Source organism: Vibrio sp. CB1-14, from assembly GCF_040412085.2.
GTDB classification, from domain to species: Bacteria; Pseudomonadota; Gammaproteobacteria; order Enterobacterales; family Vibrionaceae; genus Vibrio; species Vibrio chaetopteri.
The window spans coordinates 2896619-2918423 of the sequence record NZ_CP115920.1 but is presented as its reverse complement, the minus strand read 5'-3'; the positions used below and the strand labels follow the sequence as shown (position 1 = coordinate 2918423).

At 46.5% G+C, this 21805-nt stretch carries 19 protein-coding genes and 1 pseudogene; 11 read left to right on the top strand and 9 right to left on the bottom strand.

The window, feature by feature from the left end; translation table 11 throughout:
* Positions 1-241 precede the first annotated feature (241 nt).
* From nagE to glnS, 3 genes and pseudogenes are all read left to right on the top strand, one after another.
* Complete coding sequence (nagE, locus tag PG915_RS13265; RefSeq protein WP_353496938.1) at positions 242-1813, top strand: N-acetylglucosamine-specific PTS transporter subunit IIBC; 1572 nt, start codon at positions 242-244, stop codon at positions 1811-1813.
* A gap of 151 nt (positions 1814-1964) precedes the next feature.
* Positions 1965-3123: pseudogene (locus tag PG915_RS13260) on the top strand (IS3 family transposase).
* Positions 3124-3256: 133 nt separating this feature from the next.
* Complete coding sequence (gene glnS / locus PG915_RS13255; RefSeq protein WP_353496937.1) at positions 3257-4924, top strand: glutamine--tRNA ligase; 1668 nt, start codon at positions 3257-3259, stop codon at positions 4922-4924.
* A gap of 236 nt (positions 4925-5160) precedes the next feature.
* On the opposite strand, the gene fcrX is transcribed toward glnS, so the two are convergent.
* Positions 5161-5607, bottom strand: coding sequence for a ferric iron uptake transcriptional regulator FcrX (gene fcrX, locus PG915_RS13250; protein ID WP_353496936.1), 447 nt, complete (start codon positions 5605-5607; stop codon positions 5161-5163).
* A gap of 201 nt (positions 5608-5808) precedes the next feature.
* Between fcrX and PG915_RS13245 the strand changes: the two genes are divergently transcribed.
* Positions 5809-6312 carry a DUF4442 domain-containing protein gene (locus tag PG915_RS13245; RefSeq protein ID WP_353496935.1) on the top strand — a complete coding sequence of 168 codons (504 nt, stop codon included), beginning with the start codon at positions 5809-5811 and terminating at the stop codon, positions 6310-6312.
* 72 nt (positions 6313-6384) lie between these two features.
* Here PG915_RS13245 and fldA read toward each other — a convergent pair whose 3' ends face one another.
* The 3 genes from fldA to PG915_RS13230 all read right to left on the bottom strand — a co-directional run bounded on the left by fldA (position 6385) and on the right by PG915_RS13230 (position 8047).
* Positions 6385-6918: a flavodoxin FldA gene (gene fldA / locus PG915_RS13240; RefSeq protein WP_112459625.1), complete on the bottom strand. Its 534-nt coding sequence runs from the start codon at positions 6916-6918 to the stop codon at positions 6385-6387.
* Between the two features lie 50 nt (positions 6919-6968).
* On the bottom strand, positions 6969-7190 hold the full coding sequence (locus PG915_RS13235; protein WP_042496654.1) for a DUF2788 domain-containing protein: 222 nt from the start codon (positions 7188-7190) through the stop codon (positions 6969-6971).
* 98 nt (positions 7191-7288) lie between these two features.
* Positions 7289-8047, bottom strand: a complete 759-nt coding sequence (locus PG915_RS13230; protein WP_353496934.1) for an alpha/beta fold hydrolase — start codon at positions 8045-8047, stop codon at positions 7289-7291.
* A gap of 92 nt (positions 8048-8139) precedes the next feature.
* Here PG915_RS13230 and seqA point away from each other — a divergent pair, with 92 nt between their 5' ends.
* From seqA to rlmM, 6 genes are all read left to right on the top strand, one after another.
* The gene (gene seqA, locus PG915_RS13225; protein ID WP_353496933.1) at positions 8140-8670 is read left to right on the top strand and encodes a replication initiation negative regulator SeqA; all 531 of its coding nucleotides are present in this window, start codon (positions 8140-8142) and stop codon (positions 8668-8670) included.
* A gap of 92 nt (positions 8671-8762) precedes the next feature.
* Entirely contained in the window at positions 8763-10409 is a 1647-nt protein-coding gene (pgm, locus tag PG915_RS13220) for a phosphoglucomutase (alpha-D-glucose-1,6-bisphosphate-dependent) (RefSeq protein WP_353496932.1), read from the top strand.
* A 413-nt stretch (positions 10410-10822) separates the two neighbouring features.
* Positions 10823-11731 (top strand): transcriptional regulator GcvA, encoded by a 909-nt coding sequence (locus tag PG915_RS13215; protein WP_353496931.1) that lies wholly within the window; start codon positions 10823-10825, stop codon positions 11729-11731.
* Positions 11724-12362 carry an alpha/beta family hydrolase gene (locus tag PG915_RS13210; RefSeq protein WP_353496930.1) on the top strand — a complete coding sequence of 213 codons (639 nt, stop codon included), beginning with the start codon at positions 11724-11726 and terminating at the stop codon, positions 12360-12362. Before PG915_RS13215 ends, PG915_RS13210 begins: the two co-directional genes overlap by 8 nt.
* On the top strand, positions 12355-12771 hold the full coding sequence (locus PG915_RS13205) for a DUF423 domain-containing protein (protein ID WP_353496929.1): 417 nt from the start codon (positions 12355-12357) through the stop codon (positions 12769-12771). Before PG915_RS13210 ends, PG915_RS13205 begins: the two co-directional genes overlap by 8 nt.
* Positions 12768-13859 (top strand): 23S rRNA (cytidine(2498)-2'-O)-methyltransferase RlmM, encoded by a 1092-nt coding sequence (rlmM, locus tag PG915_RS13200; protein ID WP_353496928.1) that lies wholly within the window; start codon positions 12768-12770, stop codon positions 13857-13859. Before PG915_RS13205 ends, rlmM begins: the two co-directional genes overlap by 4 nt.
* 26 nt (positions 13860-13885) lie before the next feature.
* Here rlmM and xni read toward each other — a convergent pair whose 3' ends face one another.
* The 5 genes from xni to queF form a co-directional block, all read right to left on the bottom strand.
* Positions 13886-14668: a flap endonuclease Xni gene (xni, locus tag PG915_RS13195; RefSeq protein WP_353496927.1), complete on the bottom strand. Its 783-nt coding sequence runs from the start codon at positions 14666-14668 to the stop codon at positions 13886-13888.
* A gap of 62 nt (positions 14669-14730) precedes the next feature.
* Entirely contained in the window at positions 14731-16092 is a 1362-nt protein-coding gene (ppnN, locus tag PG915_RS13190) for a nucleotide 5'-monophosphate nucleosidase PpnN (protein WP_353496926.1), read from the bottom strand.
* 230 nt (positions 16093-16322) lie between these two features.
* Complete coding sequence (locus PG915_RS13185; protein ID WP_353496925.1) at positions 16323-17891, bottom strand: GGDEF domain-containing protein; 1569 nt, start codon at positions 17889-17891, stop codon at positions 16323-16325.
* A 103-nt stretch (positions 17892-17994) separates the two neighbouring features.
* The gene (locus PG915_RS13180; protein WP_353496924.1) at positions 17995-20277 is read right to left on the bottom strand and encodes a tetratricopeptide repeat protein; all 2283 of its coding nucleotides are present in this window, start codon (positions 20275-20277) and stop codon (positions 17995-17997) included.
* A 25-nt stretch (positions 20278-20302) separates the two neighbouring features.
* Positions 20303-21148: an NADPH-dependent 7-cyano-7-deazaguanine reductase QueF gene (queF, locus tag PG915_RS13175; protein ID WP_353496923.1), complete on the bottom strand. Its 846-nt coding sequence runs from the start codon at positions 21146-21148 to the stop codon at positions 20303-20305.
* Positions 21149-21258: 110 nt separating this feature from the next.
* Between queF and syd the strand changes: the two genes are divergently transcribed.
* The gene (gene syd / locus PG915_RS13170; RefSeq protein ID WP_353496922.1) at positions 21259-21804 is read left to right on the top strand and encodes a SecY-interacting protein; all 546 of its coding nucleotides are present in this window, start codon (positions 21259-21261) and stop codon (positions 21802-21804) included.
* Position 21805 lies beyond the last annotated feature (1 nt).

Genomic DNA, 21805 nt, shown 5'->3' with positions numbered 1-21805 from the left:
TTGTGTTTGCAACTCTCATGGCCAGAATCCTACTTAGATTTGGCTATTTTTTCGTATGATAAAATAAGTTTTATGATCTCGCTAGCAAAAAGCCTGTATTTTGGCAAAAACTGGTGATTAGGATCACAATTGATAAGGTTTTAATTTGCGGGGCGAATTTAATTCCATACACTGAATAGGACTAAATTGAACGGCTAAAATAAGTCGTCCAAAAATTTAAATCCTATAGGGGGAACTTAAGGTGAATATTCTAGGATATGCGCAGAAGCTAGGTAAGGCATTGATGCTACCTATCGCAACGCTACCAATTGCGGCGCTTCTACTACGTTTGGGTCAAGGCGACCTTTTAGACATTCCATTTATGGCACAAGCTGGTGGTGCGATCTTCGGCCAATTGCCTCTTCTTTTCGGTCTAGGTATTGCAATTGGTCTTTCTAAAGATGGTAACGGTGCAGCAGGTCTTGCTGGTGCGGTTGCTTACTTCGTACTGACAGCAACAGCAACAACTATCAACGCTGACGTAAACATGTCGTTCTTCGGCGGTATCTTCGCAGGTATCATCGCAGGTCACTGTTACAACGCGTTCCACGCAACTCGTCTGCCTGAGTGGCTAGCATTCTTCTCTGGTAAGCGACTTGTACCTATCATGGCAGGTCTGTTTGCTCTAGTCGCAGGTGCGGTATCCGGTGTGGTTTGGCCTTCAATCCAAGGTGGCCTAGACGCGCTAGCACATGCAGTATCTACATCTGGCGCAGTTGGCCAATTCGTATACGGTACACTCAACCGTGCACTTATCCCTGTAGGTCTACACCACGTACTAAACTCGTACTTCTGGTTCGGCATGGGTACATGTCAAGAAGTTCTAGTAACTGGCGCTCAAGCTGCTGGTCAAGCACTTCCTGCACTACAACAGCTTTGTGTTGACCCTGCTCTTGCTAAGACTCTAGTCGCTGGTCAGTCTCACACATTCGAATTTGCTAACTCAGTAACGCCTGAAATCACTGCAACAGTGAAAGAAGTAACTGAAACAGTTAAGTCTGGTGACCTACACCGCTACTTCGGCGGCGACAAAGGCGCTGGCGTATTCATGAACGGCTTCTTCCCTGTAATGATGTTTGGTCTACCAGGTGCGGCACTAGCAATGTACCTAGCAGCACCAGCTGAAAAACGCAGCCAAGTTGGTGGCGCTCTATTCTCAGTAGCTTTCTGTTCTTTCCTAACAGGTATCACTGAGCCACTAGAATTCATGTTCGTATTCCTAGCTCCAGCTCTATACGCAATGCACGCAGTATTTACTGGTCTTGCTCTAGTGGTTGCTAACATGTTCGGTACGCTACACGGCTTCGGCTTCTCTGCAGGTCTAATCGACTTTATCCTAAACTGGGGTCTAGCAACTAAGCCATTCGTACTACTACTAATCGGTCTAGCATTCGGTGCTCTATACTTCTTCACATTCAGCTTCGCAATCCGCGCATTCAACCTGAAGTCGCCTGGTCGTGAAGACGATGACGAAGCAGTAGAAGTTGCAGCTGGTGAAGGCAAAAGCGGTGACCTAGCTCGCCAATACCTAAAAGCTCTAGGTGGTCACGATAACCTAACGTCTATCGATGCTTGTATCACTCGTCTACGTCTAACGCTTAAAGACCGCTCTGTTGCTGACGAGAAGGTTCTTAAGAAACTAGGTGCTAAAGGTGTGGTTAAACTAGGTGAAAACAACCTACAAGTTATCCTTGGCCCTCTAGCAGAAATCATCGCTGGCGAAATGAAGTCTATCGGCGCTGGTGAAGACCTATCAGAAGTGAAACTGCCATAATCACTCTCTGACTCATTGACTTCCATACCAAAGCCTCTCTCCCGAGAGGCTTTTTTTATGCCTTCCGAACCTTGCGAATCACCTTGTAGTGGTTTAATGATCCCGGACACCAAATTAGGTGGTAAAGTCTCCACCGTAAATGAGGTGTTCAATGACAAAACGACAACGACGTACATTTTCTCCTGAGTTCAAAGTAGATGCCGCAAGCTTGGTTCTTGATCAAGGTTACTCAATATCTGAGGCGGCACGATCCTTAGATATCGGCGATACAGCCTTACGACGCTGGGTAGATCAACTAAAGATTGAGCGCGGCGGAGAAACGCCAGCGGTTAAAGCTCTAACGCCAGAACAGCAGAAGATCCAAGAGTTAGAAGCTAGGATTAATCGCTTGGAAAGAGAAAAATCCATACTAAAAAAGGCCACAGCTCTCTTAATGTCGGACGAACTCGAACGTTCTCGCTAATTGACCAGTTGAGGGAGCATGAACCGGTCAAAGTTCTTTGTGAGCTGTTCGATGTAGCTTCTTCCTGCTACTACGAGTTTAAACAACGAAAGCCGGATGCCAATCGTATTCGGTTAGTCAGCCGAGTTAAGCAGCTCTTTAACATGAGTCGTGGCTCTGCCGGAAGTCGGACTCTTGCTTCTATGCTGCAGTCTGAAGGCTTCGATGTCGGACGCTTCAAAGTACGCAAGCTTATGCAAGAAGCCGGGCTGATGAGCAAACAACCAGGCTCGCATCGCTATAAGCAAGCTAAGCTAGAGCGACCAGATATCCCCAATCGATTGAAGCGTGAGTTCTCAGTTTCCACTCCAAATGACGTTTGGTGTGGCGATATTACTACATCTGATCCGGTTCAAAGTGGAGTTATCTGGCTGTTGTACTCGACTTATTTAGTCGCAGAGTAGTGGGTTGGGCGCTATCAGACAAACCCAACGCAGAGTTGACTTGCAAAGCTTTGGATATGGCTTGGGAACAACGAGGACGGCCTAGCAACGTGATGTTCCACTCAGACCAAGGAAGCCAATACAGTAGCCTTAAATACCGTCAAAGGCTTTGGCGATATCGCATAACTCAGAGCATGAGTCGTCGAGGTAACTGCTGGGATAATGCTCCTATGGAGAGGCTATTTAGAAGCTTAAAAACCGAATGGATACCAGCTACTGGATACCTGACCCAAACTCAGGCAAAGAAGGATATCAGCTATTACTTGATGGATTACTACAATAGGCAACGGCCTCATCAAGCAAATGATGGGCTATCGCCAGTTACTGCCGAAAATCGGCTTAAGTTAGTGTCCGGAATTTGTTGACCACTACACCTGTCTATAAATCAGTACTAAAATAATCTAATGAAAATGCGAGTTCTTGTTGAGGTTTCTCAAAGAATTGTGGATCATTAGCGTTTATATATCTGACAATACTTAAAACATAGAGGTGTTATAGATGAGTGAAGCTGAGGCTCGTCCATCGAACTTTATTCGCCAAATCATTGATAAAGATTTAGCGGATGGCAAGCATACTAGCGTGCATACTCGTTTCCCGCCGGAGCCAAATGGCTACCTGCACATCGGTCACGCAAAATCTATTTGTTTGAACTTCGGTATTGCTCAGGACTATCAGGGTCAGTGCAACTTGCGCTTTGATGACACCAACCCTGAAAAAGAAGACGTTGAATACGTTGAGTCAATTAAGAATGATGTAAGCTGGTTGGGCTTCGATTGGTCTGGTGAAGTGTGCTATTCATCAAACTACTTCGACAAGCTCTACGAGTATGCGGTTGAATTAATTAACAAAGGCTTAGCGTACGTTGACGAGCTAAGTCCAGAGCAGATCCGCGAGTACCGTGGTACGCTAACCGCACCAGGTAAGCCAAGCCCTTACCGCGACCGTTCAATTGAAGAAAACCTAGCGCTGTTTGAGAAAATGCGTGACGGCGGCTTCAAAGAAGCTACGGCATGTCTACGTGCAAAAATCGATATGGGCTCATCGTTCATGGTGATGCGCGATCCTGTTCTATATCGTGTTCGCTTTGCTGAACACCATCAAACAGGTGACAAGTGGTGCATCTATCCGATGTATGACTTCACTCACTGTATCTCAGATGCGCTAGAAGGCATTACGCACTCACTATGTACGCTTGAGTTCCAAGACAACCGTCGTCTATACGATTGGGTACTTGAGAACATCACTATCGATTGTCAGCCTCGTCAGTATGAGTTCAGCCGACTAAACCTTGAATACACAGTGATGTCTAAGCGCAAGCTAAACCAACTTGTAACTGAGAAATTGGTTCACGGTTGGGATGACCCACGCATGCCGACGATCTCTGGTCTGCGTCGCCGCGGCTTTACTCCTTCATCAATTCGTGAGTTCTGTAAGCGTATTGGTGTGACTAAGCAGGAAAACATGATCGAGTTTGGTTCTCTAGAATCCTGTATTCGTGAAGACCTCAACGAGAACGCACCTCGTGCGATGGCGGTACTTGACCCTGTTAAGATTGTTATCGAAAACTACGAAGGCGAAGGTGAGACGTTAACGCTTGCTAACCATCCAAATAAAGAAGAAATGGGTACTCGCGAAGTTCCATTTACTCGTGAAGTTTGGATTGAACGTGAAGACTTCCGCGAAGAAGCGAACAAGAAGTACAAGCGTTTGGTGCTAGGTAAAGAAGTTCGTCTACGTGGCGCGTATGTGATCAAAGCTGAGCGTATAGAGAAAGATGACGCGGGTAATATCACGACTATCTTCTGTAGCTACGATCCAGAAACGCTAGGTAAAAACCCAGCAGACGGCCGTAAAGTGAAAGGCGTTATCCATTGGGTATCAGCGGATAAAGGTCTTCCTGCAGAGATTCGTCAATACGATCGTCTGTTTACCGTAGCAAACCCGGCAGCGGCAGATAACTTTGCTGAAACCATCAACCCAGATTCACTGGTTGTAATTAACGGCTTCGTTGAGCCAAGCTTGGCAGTAGCGAAAGCGGAGCAAGGTTACCAGTTTGAGCGTATGGGTTACTTCTGTGCGGATTCTAAAGATTCTACTGCTGAGTCTTTGGTTTTTAACCGTACGGTTGGTCTTCGTGATACTTGGGCGAAGATTGAAGGGAAGTAGGTTTAAGAGCTTGTAGAGCTTACTCCCTCTAACTCCCCCTTATTAAGGGGGAGAACCACTGCTCGTTACTAACGTAACATTGCACTTTTTATAAGGCGATGCGCAGCGAGCCTATAGTCCCTCCCCTTAAAAGCGGGGCGCGTAGCCGGGAGGCTAGGAGGGGTAAAAAACAGCACTCACCAAACCCAACCCACAAAAACCAGCCATTAGGCTGGTTTTTGTATCAAAATAAAGACTTACTTAGGCTTATGTGCCTTAGGGTCAGTCTTACACGCACCGCCAATACACTTACCATATAGGTATAAGCTGTGGTTAGTCAGCTCAATGTTGTATTTCGCTGCGATCTCTTGCTGACGAGTCTCGATAAGGTCATCAGAGAATTCAATCACTTCACCACAGTCTAGGCAGACTAGATGGTCGTGGTGATGTTGAGTTGATAGTTCAAATACTGACTTACCACCTTCAAAGTGGTGGCGAGTAACAATGCCAGCATCATCAAATTGGTTAAGTACGCGATAAACTGTCGCTAGACCGATCTCTTCGCCAAGGTCGATAAGCTTTTTATACAAGTCTTCTGCGCTAATGTGTTGGTACTCTGGCTTCTGCAGTACTTCTAAAATTTTTAGTCGAGGCAACGTGACCTTCAGTCCCGCGTCCTTAAGTGCCTTGTTATTGTCTGACATAAACTTTCCTGTGATGATCTGCAGCAATAAACAGATTTCATGTATCCGTCCATTATAGGGTACTAGCGCGTAACAATAAACCGTGAAGTTCAAAGGGTTACTAACTATTAACATAGAAGTGGAACTGTGTCACTTTACAAACACGTCTGACCAGTTACAATCTGTTTACATTTAATGGACTTGCAGTAATGGATGAATCAGATGGATAAACGACTCGCCAAAATATACAAACCTAAGTACGTTAAGTTCGCGCTGAACATCTGGCCACCTTTTTGGGGAGCGGGCATCCGTATAGAGGAGATCAGTGATGATTTTCGCAGTGTCAAAGTGCGTTTGAAATTGCGATGGTGGAACAAAAACGCCAATCGTTCTCAGTTTGGTGGCAGCATTTTTTCAATGACGGATCCTATTTACTCATTGATGTTAATGGGGATTTTACGTGAGCAATATTATGTTTGGGATAAGGAAGCGAGCATTGACTTCATTAAGCCGGGGTTTTCTGATTTGCGGGCAGAGTTTGTCATTAGCCAAGATATGCTAGAGGACATTTTGAAGAGCACTCAGACAGGTGAGAAGTGTTTTCCTGAGTTTGTCAGTCATATTCAAAATGACAAAGGTGAGATAGTGTCGACTATCCAGCGTAAGCTCTACATTCGTAAAAAGGCGCAGTTCCGGGATGTGGAGTCAGAGTCGGTTAATGCCTAGACGTAAGGTTTGTTGTTGCCATATTCAGATACAAAAAAACCTCCGTTAGGAGGTTTTTTTAAAGCGTAGAGATTAGTCTTCTAGCTCAGCTAGGCACATCTCTTCGTAAATCTGCTTAGTCCAGTTTGATACGCGTTCGTCAGTAAGCTCTGGCTGGCGATCTTCATCGATACATAGACCAACAAATTGAGATTCATCACCCTCAACTAGCGCTTTAGATGCTTCAAACTCGTAACCTTCAGTTGGTGTGTAGCCGATGATCGTGCCGCCTTTCGCTTCAACGATGTCACGCACTGTGCCCATCGCATCACAGAAATACTCTGCGTAATCTTCTTGGTCACCACAGCCAAAAATAGCTACTAGCTTAGTTGAGAAGTCGATGCCTTCAAGTTCTGGGAAGAAGTCATCCCAATCTGCTTGTGCTTCGCCGTAGTACCAAGTTGGGATGCCAAGTAGAAGAAGATCGAAGTTGTCGATGTCTTCTTTGCTGCTTTTAGCAATGTCTTGAACGTGAACGAGCTGTTTACCCAATTGTTTTTGGATCATCTTTGCAATAGCTTCTGTGTTGCCAGTATCGCTACCAAAGAATAGACCTACACTTGCCATAAATTCAGTACCTTTTTATCTGTCTTCGTTGGACTCAGGAATGGAGGTAATTAGCCTAGTCCTGTACCTTCCCAGCTTAGCTGAATAATGCCTTTCGCGACAAAACCTGCACAGCCTAAGAACAGTACAAGCCACACAATACGTCGACCAAACACCGGGACATTGCCTTGTTTTAGTACATCTTTGATTGCCATGCCGATCAGAAAAAAGATCGATGCAAACAACAGATCCAAACCAATGGACTCGAGTTTATCTATATAGTCGTAAAGCATGGTATTCCTTTGTGCCAATATGCTTGCGCGGAACTATACCATTGTTGCTCGGTAAAGTTAATCCATGGAAATCAACCTGCTTACGATGTAGGTCAAAATTAAATGAATTTGCGTATCGCACGTAGCACTTCGTTAGGCTTTTCTGCATGCAGCCAGTGTCCGGTATTGGCAACAATGTGCACCTTAACTTGCGCAAACTGCTGTTGTACTTGTGCTTGATGATCGACTTGCAGGTAATCGGAATCCGCACCTTTAAGAAACAAAACGGGTGTGTCGGTTTTGCTGATTGGCTGCCAGTCTAGAATGTTCCAGTAATTTTTCTCCAACCCTTTAAGGTTAAAGCGCCACTCCATATGCTCACCTGCATTGTATAGTGACTTACCCAAGAACTGACGCACGCCCTCTATTTCAATATGTTCACTCATGACTGCCATGGCGTCGACGCGAGTCTTCGGAGTTTGCTGACAGACTGCGTTGAGGCCGGCGAGCACATTATCGTGACGGCGGATGGTGTATTTAACTGGGGACATGTCCATCACCACAAGCTTCTCAATCGGGTAATCAAAGTCACACAGTTTCATGGCGACTTTGCCGCCCATTGAGTGGCCGATAATAATAGGCCTTTCGACGTTGAGATCTTCTAGTAACGTGATGATATCACTCGCCATTAATGCATAATCGTGATCGTTACTATGAAATGAGCGACCATGATTTCTGAGATCAACACTAATGACATCATGATCCTGTTTCAGTTCTCTGGCGAGCACGCCAAGATTATTCAAGTCACCAAACAGTCCATGGATTAGAACGACTGGTGTACCTTGACCTTCTCTTTTGTAGTTTAATAAAGCTGACATTTTCTGTTATTCGTGATGTGTTTAACGTGGAGGTTCATCGCGGAACTCGTTATAATCATCCAGAGTTTAAACATAGAGATTGTGAAAAGCGAATGAAAACAATTGAGGTTGATGAGGATCTATACCGTTACATTGCAAGCCAGACCCACCACATTGGCGAAAGTGCTTCAGATATCTTACGACGTTTATTAAAGGTAGATGCAGCCGAGACGGAACAGAGGCCCGCTGCCGCTAAGACGATTGTCGTGAGTAAACAGGCACCAAAAGCAGAAACCGTTGATTCAGTAAAAGAGATGCGCTCTCTACTGATTTCTGACGAATTCGCTGGACTGAAAAAAGCCATTGATCGCTTTATGCTGGTGCTATCTACGTTGCATCGCTTGAACCCAGAAAGCTTTTCTGAGGCGACACAAGTAAAAGGCCGCAAGCGAGTCTACTTCGCAAACAATGAAGCGACGCTACTAGAAAGCGGTAATACGACCAAGCCAAAAGCCATTCCAAATACGCCGCTTTGGGTGATTACCAACACCAATACTAGCCGCAAAAGGCAGATGGTCGAACAGGTGATGACCATGATGGAGTTCCCCGCTGAGCTCATCGAGAAAGTCACGGCTTCTATCTAAGATTTTCGATTTAAACCTCATAATGTTCAAACTTAAACGAGTATTATGAGGTTTTTTGTATTTTTAAGCTTAAATTTGAAAGGACGTCAGTTATGGCTATACACCCACGCGCGGGCCAGAAGGCTTTGCAACAAGACCTTCATAACATTCCAGCGCTAGTATCCAATTATTTCCTAATTCAACCAGAAGCGGATAACACGGCACAAAGTGTTCAGTTTGGCACCTCTGGTCACCGCGGCAGCGCGGACAAAGCGACGTTTAACGAAAACCACATTCTTGCTATTGCACAAGCGGTAGCAGAAGTGCGCGCAGAGAAAGGCACGACAGGCTCACTGTTTGTGGGTAAAGATACCCACGCCTTGTCTGAGCCAGCGTTCGCGACTGTGGTTGAAGTATTGGTTGCGAATGGTGTTCATGTTATTGCGCAAGTAGATAACGGCTACACGCCAACACCAGGTATCTCACATGCGATTTTAACGCACAATCTAATGAGCGATAAAAAAGCCGATGGCATTGTGATCACACCTTCGCACAATCCACCGCAAGATGGTGGTATCAAATACAACCCAACTCACGGTGGTCCTGCTGAAGCAGAGCTCACTCAAGCGATTGAAGATCGTGCTAACGAAATCATCAGCAACGAGATGAAAGATGTGAAGCGTCTACCTATCGCGGTTGCTAAAGCGGATGATTTGTTTGAAGAGCGTGACTTGGTGAAGCCTTATATTGATGACCTAGTCAACGTTATCGATATGGAAGCGATTCAAAAAGCAGGCCTTAAGATTGGTGTTGATCCATTGGGCGGTTCAGGCATCGACTACTGGCGTCAAATTGGTGCAGCGTACGACCTAGATCTAACCTTGGTAAGTGAAGCCGTTGATCCATCGTTCCAATTCATGTCGCTTGATAAAGATGGTGTGGTTCGTATGGACTGCTCATCGCCATATGCAATGGCAGGCCTTCTAGCGCTTAAAGATGATTATGATTTGGCATTTGGTAATGACCCAGATTATGACCGTCATGGTATCGTCACACCAAAAGGTCTAATGAATCCGAATCACTACCTAGCAGTATGTATCGATTACCTATACCGTCATCGCAGCGAATGGCGTGATGATGTTGCTGTGGGCAAGACGCTGGTATCAAGTGCACTGATTGACCGTGTTGTTGCTGACCTTGGCCGTACACTGTGCGAAGTGCCAGTTGGCTTCAAGTGGTTTGTTGATGGCCTTTATAACGGTGAGTTTGGCTTTGGTGGTGAAGAGAGTGCTGGTGCGTCTTTCCTTCGTAAAGATGGTACGCCTTGGTCAACAGACAAAGATGGCATCATTCTTTGCCTGTTAGCAGCAGAAATTACCGCGGTAACGGGTAAGAACCCACAGCAGTACTATGAAGAGCTAGCGGCTAAACACGGCGAGTCTAAGTACAATCGTATTCAAGCTGTGGCAAATACAGAGCAGAAGAACGTACTTAAGAAGTTGTCACCAGAAATGGTATCGGCGGAAACACTGGCTGGCGATGCGATTACCGCTCGTCTAACTCACGCTCCTGGTAACGGTGCAGCCATCGGCGGTCTTAAAGTGACGACGGCAAATGGTTGGTTTGCTGCGCGTCCTTCAGGCACAGAAGATATCTACAAAATCTACTGCGAAAGCTTTAAGGGTGATGAGCACCTAAAACAGATCGAAGCTGAAGCACAAGAGATTGTGAATCAAGTCTTTGCTGATGCAGGTCTGTAAGACTAATCCGACGAAAAACGATTAGCTCAGCTATTAACAAAACTATAGAAAGCGGTCACCTTGGGTGGCCGTTTTTTTATGGGACAATTTATCACTGAGTAAGTGAATAAAATTTAGATAAAAAAACACCGCCATATAGGCGGTGTAAGAAAATTTGACAGACAGGTCAAAAATACAGGAAGTACACACATCAACTAGGGGATAACTAGCCAAGGTGTGGTGGTAGAATTCTACCTAACTCGAAAATCGAGATTGCAAACACAACATCGCAAGCGCAAGTCAATCGGTTCTAGAGAGAACCGAGCCGTTCAGACTCGCGTTTACGGGGTGAAATATAGAATTTCTCTGGCTGTTCGGCAATGGACAAATTATAATGTTTCAGATTAAAAAAACTAATGCATTGGAGAGTCGTTATGTCGAGACGTTTGCCTCCCCTCAATTCGCTCAAAGTTTTTGAGGCCGCCGCGCGCCATTTGAGTTTTACTCGAGCGGCGGAAGAGCTGTTTGTTACTCAAGCGGCAGTCAGTCATCAAATCAAAGCGCTTGAAGAATTTTTAGGTCTAAAGCTGTTTCGCCGTCGAAATCGCTCGTTGCTACTTACCGAAGAAGGCCAAAGCTACTTTCTTGATATCAAAGATATTTTCACATCTTTGGCCGAAGCGACCGATAAGGTGCTAGAGCGCAGTGAGAAGGGCGCTCTGACCATCAGCTTACCACCTAGCTTTGCCATTCAGTGGCTTGTGCCTCGCCTCGCTGACTTTAATGAGCAAGAGCCTGATATCGATGTGCGTATTAAAGCGGTGGATATGGATGAAGGGTCGTTAACCGACGACGTTGACGTTGCGATTTACTACGGTCGCGGCAACTGGCCGGGACTGCGTGCTGACAAACTGTATCAAGAGTTTTTGGTTCCCTTGTGTGCCCCCGCTCTTTTGCTCGGCTCTAAACCACTCAATACGCTTGAAGATCTCTCTAAGCACACATTGCTGCATGATACCTCGCGTAAAGACTGGAAGCAGTTTACTAAACAAAATAACCTTGAAGGCGTGAACGTCAATCATGGTCCGATCTTCAGTCACTCCACTATGGTTCTGCAAGCCGCAGCACACGGCCAAGGCATTGCATTAGGAAATAATGTTCTCGCTCAGCCAGAGCTGGATGCTGGTCGACTTATTGCGCCATTTGATGAAGTATTGGTCAGTAAAAATGCGTTCTATGTAGTGTGCCATGATAAACAGGCCGACATGGGACGAATCGCTACATTCAGAGATTGGATGCTAGCTAAAGCACAAAGTGAGCAAGAGGTATTATTAGATGACTAAGCTTATTATTGATGGACCAGAGCGCGGTCCGCTGTTTTTATTTGCTCATGGTGCTGGCGCGGGTATGGAGCATGACTTTATGCAAGATATGGCTGCTCGTTTATCTACAAAGGGTATCCGCGTTGTCAGGTTCAACTTCCCTTACATGGTGAAACGTGCAGAAGACGGCAAAAAGCGACCGCCAGATCGCGCGCCAAAGCTACTTGAGGCGATGACAGAGGTAATAGAGCACGTTGCTAACGGCGCGCCTATTGTCATTGGTGGCAAGTCGATGGGCGGACGAATGGCGTCACTGCTCTCTGAGCACGAACTAGTGAAATCAATTGCCTGTTTAGGCTTTCCTTTTCACCCGCCGGGTAAGCCAGAAAACTTCAAAGGCGACCACTTGGCGACGATGACAAAGCCATGTCTTATCTTACAAGGTGAGCGTGACACCTTTGGTAAGCAAGAAGAATTTGCAGACTTTATTCTTTCAGATAAGGTCGAAGTGAGCTTTGTACCCGATGGCGACCACAGCTTTAAACCAAGAAAATCGTCGGGTTTCACCGAAGCGCAAAACCGCCAAATGGCCGCCGATCGTTTAGCGCTGTTTATTAAAGGCATCAATGATATGGAAGAAGCCAGTGCGTAGTCGTACACTCATTATTATTGCTGCGTTGTCGGGACTTCTTAGTGTCGGGCTAGGGGCATTTGCGGCTCATGGCCTTAAAAGCTTTCTGTCGCCTTATCTTCTGGGCGTTTTCGAAACGGGTGTGACCTATCAGTTTATCCATACCCTAGCACTGTTGTTATGTGCGCTTTTTGCATTACATAGCCGGGCAGAGAAAGCGCAAAAGGCATTTCATCGCGCCGCGATTTGCTTTATCATCGGCATCCTTTTCTTTAGCGGTAGTCTATACGCCCTAGCGCTAACAGGAGTGAAGTGGTTTGGTCCCATTACTCCACTGGGCGGGGTGATGTTTATGATAGGTTGGGGGTTCCTCGCTTATGCTGGATATCAGATGACTGACGAAACAAACAAAGATGGAGTCAATCAGTGAAACAGGTAATGCTTTATTGCCGCTCTGGGTTCGAGAAAGAGTGTGCAGGCGAAATTCAAGACAAAGCGACAGCCCTAGAGGTATTCGGCTTCCCGCGAGTCAAAAACAACTCAGGCTACGTGATTTTTGAGTGTTACCAAGACGGTGATGCGGACAGGCTTATCCGCGATATTGATTTCCAATCGCTTATCTTCGCTCGTCAAATGTTTGCGATTGCTAGCGAGCTTGAAGCTCTGCCATCCGATGATCGCATTTCTCCGCTACTTGCTGCGCTCGATGAAGTGGAAGGCTTCCCTCGTTGTGGCGATATCCGTATTGAGACTCCAGACACCAACGAAGCGAAAGAGCTGCTCAAGTTCTGCCGTAAGTTTACCGTGCCAGTGCGTCAAGCGATGCGTGGCAAGGGTTACTTGTTTAATAAAGAGCATGCTAAAAAGCCGGTATTACACATCTGCTTTATCGCACCGGGTCATTGTTATGTGGGTTACTCTCACCCGAACAACAACTCTGCGTTCTTTATGGGCATTCCACGTCTTAAGTTCCCGGCAGATGCGCCAAGCCGCTCAACGTTAAAGCTAGAAGAAGCATTTCACGTGTTCATTCCCAAAGAAGAGTGGGATGAGCGCTTAGCATCAGGCATGTGGGGTGTTGACCTTGGTGCGTGTCCTGGTGGGTGGACGTATCAGTTGGTTCGCCGCTCTATGTTCGTCCATGCGATTGATAATGGCATGATGGCAGATAGCCTAATGGAAACTGGTCAAGTTAAGCACCATCAAGAAGATGGCTTTAAGTTTGAGCCACCGCGCAAGAACGTCACTTGGTTGGTGTGTGACATGATCGAGAAGCCGTCTCGCGTTGCACAGTTAATGGGTGAGTGGTTGATTCGTGGCTGGGCGAAAGAGACGATCTTCAACCTTAAACTGCCAATGAAAGGTCGTTATGATGAGGTTCTACAAGACATTGAGAACCTAAAGATCTTCCTGATTGAGAACAAGGTGAAGTTCAAGCTGCAAGCGAAGCACTTGTACCATGACCGTGAGGAAATCACGGTGCATATTCAAGTGCTATCCAATATCTCACCATACTAATTTGGTTTAGAGCGTCTCTAAAAGGTCTAGGTATTCGTGCCTAGGCCTTCAAATCGAATATCCTGCAGATTAAAACCGAGCTCAATATCTGTTTTGAGTGCCGATACTTGCTTTGATTTTCTCGCCATCTCGATGTGCTCATCGAGCTTCTTACGATATTTAGCTGCAAGCTCATCAGAGGCATACGCCGACTCAATGTCGTTGTACGTGGTCAAAATCTCTTTTGCTGCCTTTGGGCCAACTCCAGCAACGCCTGGTACCTGTGACGAACTCACGCCTGTTAGTCCCCAGTAATCGGAAAGCTGTTCTGGTTTTACGCCAAATTCTTGCTCAATGAAAGGCGCATCCAGCCAGCGATGTTGGAAGTAATCTCGTATCTGTAGAGTCGGGGAGAGCAGTTGGCAATAACCTTTGTCGGTCGAGATAATCGTGACTTTCTCACCATGACTGGCAACTTTAACGGCAAGTGTTGCTACCAAGTCATCCGCTTCATCGCCTTCGGAGAGCAGTGAATCAATACCGAGCTGCCACCACGCATCTTGGATTTTATCTAGACCATTGTAGAGCGGCTCTGGCATTGGCTTTCTGTTCTGCTTGTATTCAGGCAGGATGTCCCCGCGCCAGCCTCTGTCTTGTTCGTGGTGATCGAATACCGCAATAATATGCGTCGGTTGCGCTTCATCAACGATGCGGCGTAGTGTACGAGAGGTAGTCTGTATGGTTCTTTCTATGTCAGTGGGATCGGGTTGCACCGCATGGACTCGGCGGATCAGGTTTAGAGCATCGATGATAACAAGATGAATTGACATAAAATTAAAGCCACGAGGAAACGTGGCTTTATTGTAAATAAAACGCTACTGAGTTTCAGGTTTTATTCGCCATTCGCGATGCGATAACACGGAATGTACTCAGAACCCGGTAGTTTCATGCGCTGTTGAGTCACAAAATCGCTGAGCAGTTTGTCCATTTTCTTCATCAAGGCTTTGTCTCCATCAATCATAAATGGTCCATGGCGCTCAATTTCTCGGATACCCTCTGCTTTCACATTACCAGCGACGATGCCTGAGAAGGCTTGACGCAGTGCTGCCGCCAAGTTTTCTGGGCGCTGATTCAGATGAAGATCGAGTCCAGCCATGTTCTCGTGGGTTGGATCGAATGGCAGTTGGAACTCCGGCTCGATATGCAGTGACCAGTTGTAACTGTAGGCGTCGCCATTTTTCTTGCGGTGTTCTTTTACTGCTGGCATGGCCTGCTTCATGATCTTGGCGGCTTTTTCTGGGTCAGCAATGATGATCTCGTAGTATTTGGTGGCTTCCTCACCGAGTGTCGAGCGCACAAACTCATCAATAGAGCGGAAATACGCTTCACTCTCTTTTGGACCCGTTAACACGATTGGCATCGGCTGCTCAGTATTATTCGGGTGCATCATGATGCCCAGTATGTAGAGTAGCTCTTCGGCTGTACCCGGGCCACCAGGGAAAATGACAATACCGTGAGCGATACGCACAAACGCCTCAAGACGCTTTTCAATGTCTGGCATGATGACCAGTTCATTAACGATAGGGTTTGGCGGCTCAGCAGCAATGATGGACGGTTCAGTCAGGCCTAGATAGCGCTGGTGGGTATAACGCTGCTTGGCGTGGCCAATCGCTGCGCCTTTCATCGGGCCTTCCATCGCGCCAGGACCACAACCGGTACAGATGTTCAGCTCACGAAGACCAAGCTCGTTACCTACTTCACGGGTGTACTGATACTCAGTGGGGTTGATGGAGTGACCGCCCCAGCAGACAATCAAATTTGGGTCGATACCGGGAATCAAAGTGCCTGCATTACGCAGGATACCAAACACCAGATTGGTAATATGGGTCGAGTTGGTCAGATTTAGGCGCTGATTGTCTGCAAGGTGCATGTTGACGTAGACGATATCACGCAACACCGAAAACAAGTGCTCTTGAATACCTTTGATGATTTGACCGTCGACAAACGCATGCTCTGGTGGGTTGGTGAGTTCGAGCTTGATGCCGCGCTCACGACGCATGACGTTGACATCAAAGGATTGGTGTTTATCCAGTAGCTCTTTTGAGTTATCGGTGTGGCTGCCAGAGTTAAGTACCGCTAACGTACAGTTGCGATACAGCTGATATAGGTCACTAGACGCGGTCTTTTTAAGGCGCTCAACTTCGAGTTGAGACAAAAGATCCATGCTACCCGCGGGACTAATGTGAGTGATCATAAGCAAATTCCTTATCTAGAACCGAATACTGCGATCTTTTGTGTGGGGCAAGAGAAAGTTGGTTGTTCGGGTGCCCACTGAATCGAGAACGCAGGTGTTTTGGGTTCATTGTTATAGTTATCTATCGCAAGGTTTATACGGGCGCTTTTGGCCAAAATTTACAAGCGATTAACTATTAGAGTAGCAAATGTCAGGAAGGTTTCTATAACTATCTGAAAAATATAGCGAGATTATGGGTTCCACGCGAGCTGGTTCGGGCCAAGCTTTTGTGTGTGGGACAAGGTTTTGTGTAGGCGCTCTAACACATCTTCAGGAATGTCATTTTGGCTAAACAGCGCACTGGTTGCTGTTAAGGTAATCGTGAGCAGTTGGTCGCGGAACTTAAACGGCAAATTACTGACTTTTTTCTGGATCTCACGTACTTTTGCCAAACTTGTTGCTTCGTTCTGCTCGGGCATGATCAAAATAAACTCTTCACCAGAGAAGCGTGCGACGGTATCGGTTTTGTCGACCGAGTTGGCGATGGTTTTGGCGATGATCTTTAGTGCTTTATCACCGGCACTGTAACCAAAGTTGTGGTTGATGCTCTTAAACTTATCGATATCAAATACCACAACCCAGAGTGGGTGCTGATTCTTCAGCCAGCGGCGGTATTCAATTTCAAGCTTATCTAAAAGAGCTGTGCGATTATAAACCTTGGTCAGTGGGTCGAGCAGCATACGTTGAGACTGGTCTTCTAAACGGCGACGATAGTCTTGTGTGTTATCGTAAAGTGCTTCAAGCTGGTTCTTGTTGTGTGCCATCTGCTCAATCAGCGCAGCTTCTCTTACTTCGGCATGTTGCAGACGCTCCGTTAATGACGCAAGCTGAGCAAACAATGGCGTCATCGCACGCTTGGCTTCCTCTAAGTCTTGCACTGAGGCAATGCCACGTTTACCGCTAGAGACCAGGTTGTGCAGCTCCTTGCTCATATTTTGGCGCTGCTCGAAGTAGATCTGGCTTTGATCGAGGTTTTGCGAGTTGTTCTTCAGTGACGAAGAAAGTGAGCCGTTGACTTGTTCTAGGAACTGCTGCGAGGTGCGGCGTTCATATTTAGTGGCGTCAATGACCAGTCTTAACACCTGCAAGGTATGCTCGAGTAATTGATTCGATGAAGCGTCCGTTAGTAGTTTATAACGGATCTCGAATAACTGTTCACCCGGTTCACCATCGAAATCAAGTTCAGTAATGAGGTTTTGCAGCTCTTCATTGAGATTCTGTAGTAAACCACTATTCTCGGTTGGCTCCGATTCTTTTGGTAATAATGCAGAGTTGGAAGTGATTATCTTGGTCGCGCGCTCATAAATGGCCAGCAGCTTGACGGCATTGTCAGTAAGCTTCAACGAACTTTTATCGTTGAAAGCCAATACGTTCCTCAGGTCGCGTTTGATTTGAGCAGGCAAGCCACCAATGCGCTGCAGTGTTTCGCCACTGCGCCTTGTTTGCTCTTCCAATGATAGCTGTTGTTTTTCCATCGAAACGGACCTTTGGCCGATGAGACGCTCCAAGATGGCAAACTTGGGCACCAGAGTACTAATGTCCTTGTTATGCTCTAATTCTTGGCGGAGTTCAATCAGTTTATCGTCAATGCGCGAGTGGGCACCAATATGACTATTGCTGAGTGTCGAAATGAAACGTTTGAGGATGGCTTGTTCACGACGCGACTTAAGCGAAGCATCGCGGTGAGCTACACGTAATTGCTCCACCTGCACTTTAAGCTGGTGGAGATGCTCTAATGTCTCGCTATCCTGTGAGCTCATAAATCCTTTAAAACAAACCAGATGGGAATCTTATTGATGTATTGATCGATAATATCAAAAAACATCACAACGTCACGTTATTCAGTGTTCAACTGCGGACTTTTTACTCACTCATCAACGATTTTTTGAACCCGTCCTCATTCTGAGAAGAAGAGTGAACTTTTATTAACCCCTGTTTTATCGCTGTGCGACAGGCTTGTCTGACATTGTCGGTGGCAAGGCTTGCTGCTGGCGCATTATCAATCGCCTTGAGGTAAACCCAATGACTTTGGCTTTCACGCATGCTGACTTCGCGCGCCATGTGTGTGGCGACTAATAAGATATCGAGCAGCTCTTTGTCGTTGATGGCGGTGTATGCGCGAGGCAGGAATGGGTAGTTGGCCATGCCGACTCGTACGATGCGATTGATCTTACGATCTTGCTCAAACTCATTGATCCAACTTTGAATCTCTTCAAATAGGCTTTCCGCCGTGCGTGGCTTGATACTTGGCTCGATATACAGCAAGTTAGCATCAGAAAAGTGATAGATACGAGCTGGCGCTTCAATTTTACTGCGAATAAACTCACCAAATGCGCGTTCCAACTCTAAGCCTGCTTCGTAACCGTTTTGCAGATACATATTGCGAAGAAACGGCACATCAATCATCACAAAGCGTAAGCGGTCACTGAGCGGCTCATTGATAAGCTCGCCGACTTGCCACTGCTCAAAGTAGCGCTGAGTACGTTGCAGAGAGCTTGGCAAGTTAGCATTGAGAAGACGCAGATTCGGCAGACCTGAACGCGCGTGGGTAAACAGGTTTTCATTCAGCTGTTCAACTTCATTCTTATTGCGCCTATTGGTGTAGCTTAGGCGCAGGACCATCAGTGCCAACAGCGAGGCTATACAGAATAGGCCAAGCGCCACTTTTTGAAATTTGTTTTGTTTTTCTAGCGCTTCAGCAAGCTCTTGCTCTTGGATTTCGTAATGCAGACCTTGCTCGACAAACTGTCTTTGCTTACGGAATGCTTCTTCACTGATTTGATTGAGCTGAGCTTGTTGATAAATACGCAGTGAGTTGGCTTTTTTAATGTTGCTGAGTGCTTGTTTAAACTTGCCACTTTGCTCATAACCGAGTGCAAGTAATTGATACGCTTGCTGCTCGAGTGAAGCTTGTTCAAGAGACTCGCTCATGGCGAGTGATTGGCTGAGTGTCAATGCTCGTTTCGCTTGCCCAATTACTTGCTTGTTATCTTGCTGGAAGTAACCAAGTCCCGCATCAAGCAGCGCCGCTTTGGTTTCTAGCTCTGGCAGATCTGAGTAGCTAAGTAGTTTTTCAGCACGTGCCAAATACTGCTCCGCCAATGGGTAGTTGTAGAGCTGTAAATAGGTAGAAGCAAGACTGAGGCGAATATCGATAACTTTTTCGATGTTCTTATCAGTCTTCTTTTGATCAATCACGTTGAAGTAGTGCACTAACGCTAGGTTGTATTTACCTTGCAAATAATACACATCCCCCATTTGCTTGAGCACATCAGCAAGAATTGGGGATTCTGGGTAGGTACCGTAGAAGTCAGCCGCCTGTGACAAGTGCTCAAGCGCTTTGTCGAGTACTTGGCGTTGCATAAATAGTTGTGCAAGCTGTTGGTTGATGCTCGCTAGCTGGTCGCTACTGTTAAGCTCAATGGCAGACCAGTAAGCGAGTAGCAGTTCAGACAGGGCTTCGTTGTATCGACGGTGATGTAAATAGTGCTTACCAAACTTGGTATGAAAGTCGATTTGCCATTTTGATAGCTTGTCATTCGGAATATAAGACAGCGCCGCTTGGAACAGGCTATTGGCTAGCTCAAAATCGTTTTCGTTAGAAGCGATCTGTGCTTGCAAAATCTTGATGCGATAGCTGGTTCGATTGGCAATGTTTTGTCCTTTGCGAATTGACTCAAGGTCGCGCTCAACTTGCTCGAGTGTCGCCAAGGCTTTGGTTGCTTCGTTCGTGGTAAGCCAGTGCAGCCTAGCTTTCAGGATACGCACATCCAGCGCCAAAAACAGCAATTGGTATTTTTCGGTCATCGACTCAGCAAGCAGCAAACTCTGCATGGCAGCTTGGCTATCACCTAGATTGAACTGAGCCTTGGCAACGATCTGCAGCGCATTGACACTGCTTAGCGGTGTGCGAATACGCTGGTCAGTGTCATCACGCTTGAGTTTCGGTAGTCGGTCGTCATTAGGCTCAGCAAAGGTACGATCGGTCAGATACTTGTTGGCAATCTCCAGTGCTTTTGCCGGTTCAATATCTACCAACTTATCCGCCTCTACTAAAATCGGAGACGTAAAGGACGTTTTAGCGTGCGCTGCTCCTGCAATCAGTGAGCAAAGCAGAGCCAATACTGTCCAAATTTTTGAGCCCATGACGGTTTCCATTAATTGAGAGTGCTTACTGTCGTGCCATACGCATGTTGTGAGAAGGTGCGCTGTGCTGGTTTGAGCGGTACGGGTTGATATCCAAACCGCCACGGCGCGTGTAGCGAGCATACACGGTTAGCTCTGTTGGCTTACAGTACGCCATAATATCTGTGAAGATACGCTCAACACATTGCTCGTGAAACTCATTATGTTCACGGAACGAAACAAGGTAGCGTAGCAGGGCTTCACGGTTGATCTTTGCGCCGTGATATTGGATCTCGACACTGCCCCAATCAGGTTGATTGGTGATAAGGCAATTGGATTTTAGCAGGTGGCTATGTAGTGCTTCTTCAACCACTTCCTCTCCAGATGCACCTTCAAGCAGTGCTGCATCAAAGTCGTAGCTGTCGATACGAATATCTTGGTTGTCGATGCACTCGCCCTTCATGCCAACGATCTGGGTGTTTTCAAAGTCACCTACTGGGATAAGCTTTACCGTCACCGTTTCACCGGCACAGATTGATAGATCGCCGGCGATGGTGCTTTGCACCTCATCCCATGAATCAAATCGCGTTTGGTTGTAGCTGTTGAGATACAGCTTAAATGACTTAGATTCGATAAGGTTGGTACTGGTTGCTGGGATGTAAGCTTCACCAACAGCGACCTGTGGCAAGCCATTGGCATTGAGCCAAGAGATCTCATACATAGTCCAAATATCACAGCCCTGGAATGGCAAGCTATCACCGAGTTCAAGGTCGTCACGGTTTAGGCTTCGTGGTACAGGTTGCAAAAGGGTAGCATCATACTGGTTGGCATAATCGGTCTTTTGACCCAGTGTGAGTCCTGAAAGCTCTTTCGCGTTGGAATATTTGCTCATAATTGTGTGATATTTCGATTAGAATAAAACGAATTTTACGAGATCCCTGAATAGCTGTCATCCTTTGTGCTCGGAAATCGCCGAACAATTGAAGGATGAGTGGAGAGCATATGAATCAAAGTGTACAACAAGCTTTAGAGGCGTTTTCACAGCGCTATCAACAGGCTTGGCAAGAAAAGCATCAAACACTACCAGCCAGTGAAGAGCTTCATGGCTTAGTGTCCCCTTGTATTGATCGCAAAGATGACGAATCGGTGTATTGGCGTGCCTGCGTCCGCGACGTCCCTGAGCGTTTGGAAAATATCGAGCAAGGGATAGAGCTAACGTTACACGATGACATTAAAGCTTTCTATGGGCATCAGTATAGCGCAGATATGAATGCCACATGGCAGGGCAACGAGTTGACGCTGCTGCAAGTGTGGAGCGATGATGATTTCACTCGCCTGCAAGAGAACATTTTGGGTCACCTAGTGACTCAGCGCCGCCTTAAGCTCAAACCAACCGTATTCATTGCGGCCACCGATGCTGATATGGATGTGATTTCTATCTGTAACATCTCTGGTAACGTGATTCTTGAGCGTCTGGGTACTGATCGCCGCGATGTGGTTGCCGAGAATATCGAGACATTCCTCAACGGTCTGGAGCCTGACGTTTAAT

Coding starts and splice junctions, on each gene's coding strand:
- PG915_RS13235 (WP_042496654.1), bottom strand. CDS start 7,190: ATGCTTTACGACTATATAGATAAACTCGAGTCCATTGGTTTGGATCTG.
- PG915_RS13245 (WP_353496935.1), top strand. CDS start 5,809: ATGGATAAACGACTCGCCAAAATATACAAACCTAAGTACGTTAAGTTC.
- PG915_RS13180 (WP_353496924.1), bottom strand. CDS start 20,277: ATGGGCTCAAAAATTTGGACAGTATTGGCTCTGCTTTGCTCACTGATT.
- glnS (WP_353496937.1), top strand. CDS start 3,257: ATGAGTGAAGCTGAGGCTCGTCCATCGAACTTTATTCGCCAAATCATT.
- PG915_RS13185 (WP_353496925.1), bottom strand. CDS start 17,891: ATGAGCTCACAGGATAGCGAGACATTAGAGCATCTCCACCAGCTTAAA.
- PG915_RS13230 (WP_353496934.1), bottom strand. CDS start 8,047: ATGTCAGCTTTATTAAACTACAAAAGAGAAGGTCAAGGTACACCAGTC.
- pgm (WP_353496932.1), top strand. CDS start 8,763: ATGGCTATACACCCACGCGCGGGCCAGAAGGCTTTGCAACAAGACCTT.
- PG915_RS13210 (WP_353496930.1), top strand. CDS start 11,724: ATGACTAAGCTTATTATTGATGGACCAGAGCGCGGTCCGCTGTTTTTA.
- ppnN (WP_353496926.1), bottom strand. CDS start 16,092: ATGATCACTCACATTAGTCCCGCGGGTAGCATGGATCTTTTGTCTCAA.
- PG915_RS13215 (WP_353496931.1), top strand. CDS start 10,823: ATGTCGAGACGTTTGCCTCCCCTCAATTCGCTCAAAGTTTTTGAGGCC.
- xni (WP_353496927.1), bottom strand. CDS start 14,668: ATGTCAATTCATCTTGTTATCATCGATGCTCTAAACCTGATCCGCCGA.
- syd (WP_353496922.1), top strand. CDS start 21,259: ATGAATCAAAGTGTACAACAAGCTTTAGAGGCGTTTTCACAGCGCTAT.
- fldA (WP_112459625.1), bottom strand. CDS start 6,918: ATGGCAAGTGTAGGTCTATTCTTTGGTAGCGATACTGGCAACACAGAA.
- seqA (WP_353496933.1), top strand. CDS start 8,140: ATGAAAACAATTGAGGTTGATGAGGATCTATACCGTTACATTGCAAGC.
- queF (WP_353496923.1), bottom strand. CDS start 21,148: ATGAGCAAATATTCCAACGCGAAAGAGCTTTCAGGACTCACACTGGGT.
- fcrX (WP_353496936.1), bottom strand. CDS start 5,607: ATGTCAGACAATAACAAGGCACTTAAGGACGCGGGACTGAAGGTCACG.